This is a genomic window from Mycobacterium sp., from assembly GCF_052144515.1.
Classification (GTDB): Bacteria; Actinomycetota; Actinomycetes; order Mycobacteriales; family Mycobacteriaceae; genus Mycobacterium.
In genome coordinates, this window is record NZ_JBKQQD010000408.1 from 1 (window position 1) to 9,923 (window position 9,923).

A 9,923-nucleotide genomic window follows, 5' to 3' on the forward strand; every position below is an offset into this window, starting at 1 on the left:
TGATGCTCCTATTCGTGTTAAGGGGTCAAGCGGCGGTGAGCCAGGCGCGGTAGTTGGTGGCGAGGGGGTCGTCGCGTTTGAGTCCGCGTTCGAGGCGCGAGATGTCGTTGGGCCAGACGCCGAAGTGGTTGGCGACGGTGGTCAAGGTGATGTTTTTAGCTCGGCGGGTTGGGCGTAGATCGCTGTAGTCGTCGATGACGCAGGGTTGAGTGAGCAGACGGAAGACTTCGCGGGCGATGGCGCGTTTGAGCAGCCGCAGGATTTCAGTCTTGCTGCGTCCGTTGGCGATTTGGCGTGCGACATAGTCGCGGGTGCGGGGATCGTTGGACATACGCACCAGGGCGATGCGGTATAGCGCGTTGTTTGCCGAACGGTCACCGCCGCGGGACAGGCGATGGCGGGTGGTCTTGCCTGATGAGGCCGGGATGGGGGCCGCGCCGCACAGGGAGGCGAAAGCGGCTTCGCTGCGCAGCCGGTGAGGATTCATGCCGGCGGTGATGAGCAGCGCGGCGGCGGTGTCAGGTCCGACGCCGTGAGCGGCGCGCAGTGCGGGATTGATCGCCTGGACCAGGGTGTGGATCTGGTCGGTGAGTTCGCGGTCTTGATGGTGCAAGAACTGGGCACGACAAGCCAGGGTTTTGGCCGCGGTGAGCACCACCACGGTCGTTGGATCGCTATGGGTGGCGGGCCGGCAGCGTGCCAGGGCCTTGATGAGCGTGGCGGTGGTGTGGCGCCGGTAGCGTTCACGCAGTTCAACCGGCGCGGTCACCAACAAAGACTGGATCTGGTTGGTGGCGGCGGTGTAGGCCTTCACGGCGCTTCGGCGCGCGATCAACAGAGCGCTTAACGCAGTGCTGCGTTCATCTTTGGGTGCGGCAAGACCATCGCCGGACAACGCCGTACGCGCTGCAGCGTAGGCATCGAGGGGGTCGGACTTGCCGCGGCGACGTCGTGCGGCGCGGTCGGGCCGGTTCACTTCAACGACCTCGATACCCGCTCCCTGCAGTGCCCGGGTCAACCCCGCGCCGTAGCTGGCAGTGCCCTCCACACCCGCAACCAGCACAGTCCCAAAACTCTGTGCCCATTTGACCGCGACGTAGTAACCCACCGGTCGAGTCGGGAACTCAGCATCGCCAAGGGGTTTGCCGGTGTCAGATATCGCCGCGACGTGGATGGTGTTGAGGTGGGTATCGGCGCCGATGACGACGACCCGCGATGCTGTCACGATGGTGGAGTCCCTTCTGCCGGTCCAACACCGGCCGTAGCGGTCACACCCGGTAGGGCGGGCAGACAAGACATTGATGAGGGAACTGCCAGGCTCCTGATTAAGTCATGTCCGCCCTGCCGGGCCTAATGGTGCGACCCGCCCGCTACCGGTGGGACAGATCAAGTCAAAGACAACCCAGCAGGGCGTCAGTCGGCGCGAGAGTCACCACCGGCAGCGGACAGGCCAGCCCCATCATCAACCCATTCGGTTGAACACCATCAATGTCGGCGGCATCTGTTACTGCCGAATGTATGTTCGATGATGCGAGAGAGCCGGGCCGCTGCTGAGCAGTTGGTGGCGATCGGGGAGCTGTTCGCCTACCGCTTGTCACGCTGTTCGGAGAATGAGGACTGGGCGATGCGTGCACCCGAAGCCGACCCACCCTCCGACTACTGCGGCGACCGCGGCGCGATGATGCCCAAACGCCCACGCACGCGCGCCCAAAACCGCGCCCACCGTGTCGCCGCCGAACGCCGCCACAACCACCAAGCCCGCAAAGCCCGACGCACCGAGCGCGCCGGCCACGCCGGACCAACCCCACCCGACCCCGACGGCGATCCGCCCCCCTTCGAGGACAGGGCGGCCTCGCTTGGGTCCGCTTGGGTCTCTAGGGCCCAATCCGATAGCCTTAGCTGCCAACCCATGCGGTTTGGTCTTGTCCGAGTGGCGGAATGGCAGACGCGCTAGCTTGAGGTGCTAGTGCCCTACTAATGGGCGTGGGGGTTCAAGTCCCCCCTCGGACACGGTTACTACCCCTACCCGACGGACGAATCGAGACGCCGACGATCTTGGCGGCGGCGTTGTAGACCATCTCCAATCGAAGCGCGGCGTACAGTGCTGCCAACTCCGATGGATCGGCGCTATTGAGCAGCTCAGCGACGTTTCCGAGTCCGTCGACTATTTCCGCGATCTTCTTCTGGGTCAGAACGTTGGTGGTAGGTACTCGGTCGAGATCGGCGCGGGCAGCCTCACGTTCTTCTAGCGCACGGTTCAGCGCATCCGCAACGGCTGCCGGTTCCACACCAGCCTCGATCGACAGCTGTAGTCGGCGCATGCGCGTTTCAGCATCGGCGAGCTTCTTCTTCGCCTGCCGCAGACGGCTGTCGTCCACCCCACTTGCTTCTGAACCAGCCTCTGCCAATCGCCGAATGGTTTCATTCCGATGCTCGCAATCGAAGAGTCGACCGATCCACGCATTCAGCGGTCCGATGACAGCCCTCTCGGCGAGATACACGTTCTTCGGATGACTCGACAGCACCGCGGAACCGGGAGCGATGCTTCGAGCCGCGCATCTGTAGTACGTCCGCGATTCGTTCTTCGAACGGCGAGGTGTTCCCTCCATCCGGCGACCGCACAATGCGCAGCGCACCATGCCTTTCAGGGCGTACGGCCATTTCGTTGCCTTTGCACCGCGCTCCAGCTTTCGGCGAGAGTCGAGTCCGCCCGCCGCTCTGGACCGACGGAGCAGTTGCACTTCCGTGAACTGCGCCACGGAAACTATCGCCGGATGTGCTGGCCGTCGCGATCTGACGATTCGTTCGCTCGATGCGCGCCGGAATCGCACAACGTGCCCCTCACTGACATTGTCCGGATCCATCAGGATCTCGGTCTTGGTCCAGCGACCGAAGATTGCGTAGCCCGTGTACTTCGGGTTCTGCAAGATCGCGCCAACCGTGCTGCCTTGCCATCCGTCCGCGAGCCGGTGACGATTCTGGTCCGGCCGACGCGCAGAGGGACAAGGAACACCATCACGGTTCAGCCCTTCGGCGATCGCCCGATCGCCCCTGCCGTCGAGGTAATCGGCGAAGATCCGACGCACGACATCTGCTGCTTCCTCATCGATTGCGAGTACCCGTAATCGATACCCCTCGGCGGACTTTCGCGGATTCGGATGGCACCCACCGTCGACGACCATGTAACCGAAGGGTGCTCGGCCGCCCTGATGTCGGCCCTCGTTTAGAACCTGTGCATCCATCGCCGCACGGACACGAGCCTGAATATGTTGCCGCTCCGATTCGCTCATCCCGCCAAGGACGCTCATTAGCATCTTGTGTGACGGATTCTTGGAGTCGAACCTACCGCCGAGTTCCGGAATCCAGAGCTGCACACCGTAGTTTGCGAAACGCGGAGCAACCAGCGAGAACTGGTTTCCGAACCAGCACCGTGTTCCCTCGCCTACAACAACGGCATCCCAGCCTCGGTTCGGATCTTTGAGATCACTCAGCAGTCGACGGGCATCGTCCCGCCGGTCCCAGGGGACCGAGCGAGACTGGCCGACGTCGAAGTATTCGGCAACCACCACGCCGCCCAGCGGCCCGACAAACTTGCTGGCGTTGCCGAGCTGCCACCCTAAGGACGTTTCGGGATCCTGGTTGTCCTCTGTCGAGCATCGGCCGTAGAACGCCAGCGGTCCCAGGCTGTTCTCCGGAAGATCGATTGATTCGACCCCTAGTACTTCATCTAGCGCTGCCCACTCGTCGACCTCGTCCGGCACGCTGTCTATCTTCCCTCACGCCGCAACCGGGCGCCGAATCGCTGCCTCTCGAAGGATTCGTAGGAGAACCTGGGCCGCAGCAGGATTAAGTGCTGGCGGTGCATAGGGGCAACGAACGGTGCCGAAGTCCTCGCGTCCGCCAGGTGGAGGCTGCGTCCGGTCTGCGCGAGCATTGACGTTGACATCGCGACTTCCCGTTGCTCCGTTCTCAACCGACCGTCTCCTGTCGACGCTGGATTTGTCATTCACGGCACTGGTCTCTCGCTAGCCGCGCGTCTTGGTGTCCGGTCATGGGCTGGCCTCCGGCGGCGGGGTGTCGGTGAGCGCATCGCGGGCGGCCTGGGGCGCTGGCGAGCGCCGAGGGCGGCGGTTAGTACGAGCAGCCGCTCCCCGTTGGTGGCGTGCCCACAGCCGCGAAACTCCCATAGGACGGGTTCAGCGTCGTCGGCCTTGATGTGAGCCGGTTGGTCGAGTTCGGCCGGCAGGTGGTTGCGCATCGTCTGCCACCGGAAGCGCCGTGCGCGTAGGGCCTGCAGGGTGGTGGAGTAGCGCCTGGTTTTGGTGGTGATGTGCCCGCGAAACCCCGGGCAATGCAGCCAAGTCAGCATGATCGCCCGGCCGGGTCGGCGGGCCAGCTCGGCGATGGTGTGCAAGATGCGTCGCACATCGGTCTCGGAGACCGGCACGGTGGCAATGGCATGCGGGGAGATGCGATGGGTGCCGAGACCGAAGTCGGCGGCGGATTTGGTGACGTATTTCGCCAGGTAGCCCGCCACCCGCCGGCCCGCAATGCCGTCGCGGTCGTCAGTCCCGCCGACGCGGTTGGTGACGGGTTGGGCGTCGATCTGACTGCCGAACCGCACCACGTAACAAATCGGCGCGAACCGATTCTCACACTGCGCAGCTCGCCCGAGTCGATCAACTCGTACAGCTTCGTGCGGCCGATGCCGAGGCGTGCCATCACCGCCGGGACCGCCATCAGCTCGGCCATTGCATTCCTCCTGTAGGTCGTCCTCTTCGAGGTAGGTCCTTCTCACCCGTCCTGTCCGACTCAGGTGCCGCGTCGAGGTGATCCGACATCTGAGTCCGTCGCCCAGGCGAGCGCACTCCAGCTCATCCTGATGCGCCGTCTGAGGATTGCGCGTCGCAGCCAGTCCCGGCGGGCTCGTCCCTGCGCTCATCCTTCATGCGTCGTTCCATATCTAGAACGCTAAGAGGCGTTATCACGCTGCGCCACAGTCAGTCCCAGAAACTTTTCCCAGGTTTTGCGTCGGCGCATCTTGGTTACCGCTATTTATCGGAACGCAGTGAAACATCGTGAAACGCATTACGGCTCGGTGCTTATCGACTTTGTCACTGGTCGCGGAGAAGGAAGAATGATTGACATGCCTTCCAATGGCACTGTCACGTTGGTGAGTGTGGGCGACCTGGGAGGATTGGTGGGGTGAGGACCGCGACGCCGTCGTAGAAGGGCCACCGCTAGTGCGCCACGAACGAGGAGTGGAGGTCTGGATGTAGATAGGTAGGACTTTCAGGAATCGGTGTTCTGCAGGAGATGAAGGTTTGGCCCTTCGGAGTCGCCGGTCGGGCGCAGGCTTCAAACCACCACATGCTGCGTTGGCTAAGACCGTCGTGGTGAGCGATGTGGAAAAGGCGCCCGTGAGGTGTCAGGTGGGGATCAGGAAGATGAGTAACCCCGAACCGCTGTTGACGTGTCGTCAAGCCAGAGTGGCATCGAAACCATGGCCATTAGCGGGGCTGTGGGAGCAGGGCCTGGCGGGTAACCCGGTTTCTGGCCAGGTGGTGTCCGGCATTGAGGCGGCATGAGCCTGGTCTGCTGCTCTTGCAGGAAACGTGGGAAGGCGCGTCCCGACACTGCGTGGCGAAATCGGTTCGCTGTGAACTAGTTTCGTCTGCGATAGGGAGTAGCCAGGGGTTAAGTCTGGTGTGAGTACCGTTGCGGGGCGCGCTGGCGGACCGGTTCGTAGTAGTGACCCGCCATCGCATCGGTCATGGCATGCGACACGAACGTCAGCCGGACGACCTCGGTCACGCAGCAGTTAGCCCACGCTGTACGGCTGCGGCCGCTGCGGCTGGGGCTGTGGCGGCTGGGGGGCCCCGCCGTAACCGAGCTGGGAGGCGGTGTATCTCGCGGCGTCGGTGACCGGCACGGCCTGCACGGCCGTACCGTATGCGCAGATCGTCATCCACACGTCGCCGAGTTCGGTGGTGTCGAACCGCATCCCGATGACCGCGTTGGCGGCTCGGTTGCGCGCCTCGTTGATCAGCCGTCCCATCGCCTTGTTGCGGCTGTCCGCCAGGTTCTTGGTCATGCCCTGCAGCTCGCCGCCGAACATCGACTTGAATCCCGCGCCGATCTGGGCGAAGGCATTTCGCGATCGGATCTCCCAGCCGGGAATGTCGTTTGTGGTGACGACCAGCACGGGCCGACCTTTCTGCGTGCGCGGTTACTTGGCCGCGTGGCTTCCGCCGGTTGCGGCCGGCTCGGCCTTAGGCAGGTCGGATTCGGCCGACTTGGCCGACTCGGGGGTGCCGGTGAAAGTCAACACCGCACCTTCGCCGGAGCCCTCGCCATCCCAGTTGTCGACGTCGACGGTGACGATCTGTCCAGGCCCGACCTCCTCGAAGAGAATCTTCTCGCTCAGCGCGTCCTCGAGCTCCCGCTGGATGGTGCGCCGCAGCGGCCGAGCACCCAGCACCGGGTCGAACCCGCGCTTGGCCAGCAGCGCCTTGGCCTTGTCGGACAGCTCCAGCACCATGTCCTTGCTCTTGAGCTGGCCCTCGACCCGGCCCACCATCAGGTCGACCATCCGGACGATCTCTTCGGGAGTCAGCTGGTGGAAGACAATGACTTCGTCGATGCGGTTGAGGAACTCCGGCCGGAAGTGCTTCTTCAGCTCGTCGTTGACCTTCTGCTTCATCCGCTCGTAGTCGTTCTCACCGCCGCCCTGGGTGAAGCCCAAGCCGACCGGCTTCGAGATGTCGGCGGTGCCCAGGTTGGAGGTGAAGATCAGCACGGTGTTCTTGAAGTCCACCGTGCGGCCCTGCCCGTCGGTCATCCGGCCATCCTCAAGGACCTGCAACAGGCTGTTGTAGATCTCCTGGTGCGCCTTCTCGATCTCGTCGAACAGCACCACGCTGAACGGCTTGCGCCGCACCTTCTCGGTGAGCTGGCCGCCCTCCTCGTAGCCGACGTAGCCGGGAGGGGCACCGAACAGCCGCGACGCGGTGAAGCGGTCGTGGAACTCGCCCATGTCGATCTGGATCAGCGCGTCGTCGTCACCGAACAGGAAGTTAGCCAGCGCCTTGGACAGCTCGGTCTTACCGACACCCGACGGTCCGGCGAAGATGAACGAGCCCGACGGACGCTTGGGGTCCTTCAGCCCGGCGCGGGTGCGGCGGATCGCCTTCGAGACCGCCTTGACGGCGTCCTCCTGGCCGATGATCCGCTTGTGCACTTCGTCCTCCATGCGGAGCAACCGGGTTGTCTCGGCCTCGGTGAGCTTGACCACCGGGATACCGGTCCAGTTACCCAACACCTCGGCGATCTCGTTGTCGTCGACCTCGGCGACCACATCGAGATCGCCTGAACGCCACTGCTTTTCGCGGTCTGCCCGCTGAGCCACCAGCTGCTTCTCCCGGTCGCGGAGGCTGGCCGCCTTTTCGAAGTCCTGGGCGTCGATCGCGGACTCCTTCTCGCGGCGTGCCTCGGCGATCTTCTCGTCGAACTCCCGCAGGTCTGGCGGCGCGGTCATCCGGCGGATCCGCATCCGGGCGCCCGCCTCGTCGATCAGGTCGATCGCCTTGTCCGGCAGGAACCGGTCGTTGATGTAGCGGTCAGCCAGCGTGGCAGCGGCCACTATCGCGCTGTCGGTGATCGAGACCCGGTGGTGCGCCTCGTAGCGATCCCGCAGACCCTTGAGGATCTCGATGGTGTGCTCCACCGTCGGCTCCCCCACCTGCACCGGCTGGAAGCGGCGCTCAAGAGCGGCATCCTTCTCGACGTACTTGCGGTAGTCATCGAGCGTGGTCGCGCCGATCGTTTGAAGTTCACCACGGGCCAGCTTCGGCTTCAGGATCGACGCGGCGTCGATCGCGCCCTCGGCGGCACCGGCGCCCACCAGCGTGTGCAGCTCGTCGATGAACAGGATGATGTCGGCGCGGGTGTCGATCTCCTTGAGCACCTTCTTCAGGCGCTCCTCGAAGTCACCGCGGTAGCGGCTGCCCGCCACCAGCGACCCAAGGTCCAGCGTGTAGAGCTGCTTGTCCTTCAGCGTCTCGGGAACCTCGCCGTGCACGATCGCCTGCGCCAGGCCCTCCACGACGGCGGTCTTGCCGACGCCGGGCTCACCGATCAGCACCGGGTTGTTCTTGGTGCGCCGGGACAGCACCTGCATCACCCGCTCGATCTCCTTCTCACGGCCGATGACCGGGTCCAGCTTGCCTTCCATCGCCGCCGCGGTCAGGTTGCGCCCGAACTGGTCGAGCACCAACGATGTGGACGGGCTACCCGATTCGCCGCCACGACCACCGGTCCCGGCTTCTGCGGCCTCCTTGCCCTGATAGCCCGCCACCAGCTGGATCACCTGCTGGCGCACCCGGGTCAGCTCGGCGCCTAACTTGACCAGCACCTGGGCCGCGACGCCCTCACCCTCCCGGATCAGGCCGAGCAGAATGTGCTCGGTGCCGATGTAGTTGTGGCCCAGCTGCAACGCTTCGCGCAGGCTCAACTCGAGCACTTTCTTGGCGCGCGGCGTGAACGGAATATGCCCCGACGACGGCGCCTGCTGGCCCTGGCCGATGATCTCGTTGACCTGGCTGCGGACACCCTCCAACGAGATGCCCAGCGACTCCAGCGACTTAGCGGCGACGCCCTCACCCTCGTGGATAAGCCCAAGAAGGATGTGCTCGGTCCCGATGTAGTTGTGGTTCAGCATCCTGGCCTCTTCTTGAGCCAGGACGACGACCCGCCGTGCGCGGTCGGTAAATCTTTCGAACATCGGTGGTTACCTGCTCTCCCTCACCATTGGGTACAACGGATGCGCGCGGAACCCGCCTCCCACTCTAATCCGAAGTTACGGCCGTGAAGTCGGGTGAAACCTTAGTTGTGCTGGGTTTTCGTGGTTTTCGGTGGTGGTTGTTCTGGCTACTGGAGGGTCAGTGGGATGGCGGCGCCGAGTAGTTGGAAGGCGTGGCGTTGGGTGTCGGTGGCCTGGGCGAGGATGGGCACCGAGGTGGGGCCGCCATCGACGCGGTCGGGGGCAGCTTCACGATGCGGTACACCACGGTTGCGGTCACTGCGGCGCGAACCGGCGCCGCCTGACCGGCATTTACGCTATCCGCCCCTGGCGGGGACGCCGAAACTGTCCGCAGGCCCGGAGATTTCGTGTCCGCGGAGCCGGAGGACACCTGTCCGCCAGTCCGGAGTTCGCACTGACCGTTGACACTGGGCCGTAGGGGTATAGGTAGCGCTGTGTCGTGCTCAGGTCAAGTCGACTCGCCCTATGCTCGGCAGGCAGATGTCGACACAGCGCCGACCGACTGGAGGTAGTTCGCGCATGAACGAATCATCCGATACCCCCGACAATCCCGACAAACCGCAGGACTACCCCGGTCTGCGCGCCAAATTAGCAGAGCTGGTAAACGATTTTCTACCCGTTGCCGATGAGCTGTGGCCCCGTCTGCAAGATCACAAATACCGTTGGGAACTGTATGGCTACAGGCTGCCAGAGGATACGACAAACTTGTCGCCTCGGACATCATCGCCCTGCTGGTCGAAGCGCTCAAGAGCGTCAGTGTCGCCCGTAACAAACTCACACATGCTCACCTCAAAGCCGACGACCACAACCCCGACCGCCCAGAAGCGACATGATCAAGAGTTCTTTCCTGCTGGGCAGCATCCTGCCGAATTTCGCTCTATGGGATCAAGGCGGCGCGCACGCGCGCCGCGCCGCGCCGCGCCGCTGTCCGGCCCTGCCGCTCGTCCCTCGCTCGGGGCCGGGCGGCCCGGCACCACTCGCTGGGTAGCGCCTAACCAGATCCCTGGGCAGGGATTCAGCCGACCGACACCGACCGACCGCCACAGCTAGTCGTTGGCTGCCCGTATTGACGATTGAACATCGCGTCCGAGTTAGCCCGCAT

General features: G+C 64.0%; 6 protein-coding genes, 1 tRNA gene and 1 pseudogene. 3 read left to right on the top strand and 5 right to left on the bottom strand.

The features are described 5' to 3' along the window. Positions 1 to 25: 25 nt before the first annotated feature. A complete protein-coding gene (locus ACLP9N_RS27165) occupies positions 26 to 1,225 on the bottom strand; it encodes an IS110 family transposase (protein ID WP_442410280.1) in 1,200 nt (399 codons plus the stop codon). A gap of 309 nt (positions 1,226 to 1,534) precedes the next feature. Here ACLP9N_RS27165 and ACLP9N_RS27170 point away from each other — a divergent pair. Then, positions 1,535 to 1,954: pseudogene (locus ACLP9N_RS27170) on the top strand (hypothetical protein); the annotation flags it as partial. After that, a tRNA-Leu gene (locus ACLP9N_RS27175) sits at positions 1,925 to 2,010 on the top strand. The pseudogene ACLP9N_RS27170 and the gene ACLP9N_RS27175, both read left to right, overlap by 30 nt. On the opposite strand, the gene ACLP9N_RS27180 is transcribed toward ACLP9N_RS27175, so the two are convergent. The 4 genes from ACLP9N_RS27180 to ACLP9N_RS27195 all read right to left on the bottom strand — a co-directional run bounded on the left by ACLP9N_RS27180 (position 1,992) and on the right by ACLP9N_RS27195 (position 8,782). Continuing rightward, complete coding sequence (locus ACLP9N_RS27180) at positions 1,992 to 3,761, bottom strand: recombinase family protein (protein ID WP_442410281.1); 1,770 nt, start codon at positions 3,759 to 3,761, stop codon at positions 1,992 to 1,994. The genes ACLP9N_RS27175 and ACLP9N_RS27180 overlap by 19 nt on opposite strands. A gap of 245 nt (positions 3,762 to 4,006) precedes the next feature. After that, positions 4,007 to 4,624: a replication initiator gene (locus ACLP9N_RS27185; RefSeq protein ID WP_442410282.1), complete on the bottom strand. Its 618-nt coding sequence runs from the start codon at positions 4,622 to 4,624 to the stop codon at positions 4,007 to 4,009. A 1,197-nt stretch (positions 4,625 to 5,821) separates the two neighbouring features. Continuing rightward, entirely contained in the window at positions 5,822 to 6,205 is a 384-nt protein-coding gene (locus ACLP9N_RS27190; RefSeq protein ID WP_442410283.1) for a YbjQ family protein, read from the bottom strand. Between the two features lie 24 nt (positions 6,206 to 6,229). Further along, positions 6,230 to 8,782, bottom strand: a complete 2,553-nt coding sequence (locus tag ACLP9N_RS27195) for an ATP-dependent Clp protease ATP-binding subunit (protein ID WP_442410284.1) — start codon at positions 8,780 to 8,782, stop codon at positions 6,230 to 6,232. Between the two features lie 191 nt (positions 8,783 to 8,973). Between ACLP9N_RS27195 and ACLP9N_RS27200 the strand changes: the two genes are divergently transcribed. Beyond that, positions 8,974 to 9,105 carry a hypothetical protein gene (locus tag ACLP9N_RS27200; protein WP_442410285.1) on the top strand — a complete coding sequence of 44 codons (132 nt, stop codon included), beginning with the start codon at positions 8,974 to 8,976 and terminating at the stop codon, positions 9,103 to 9,105. The last annotated feature ends 818 nt before the right edge of the window (positions 9,106 to 9,923 follow it).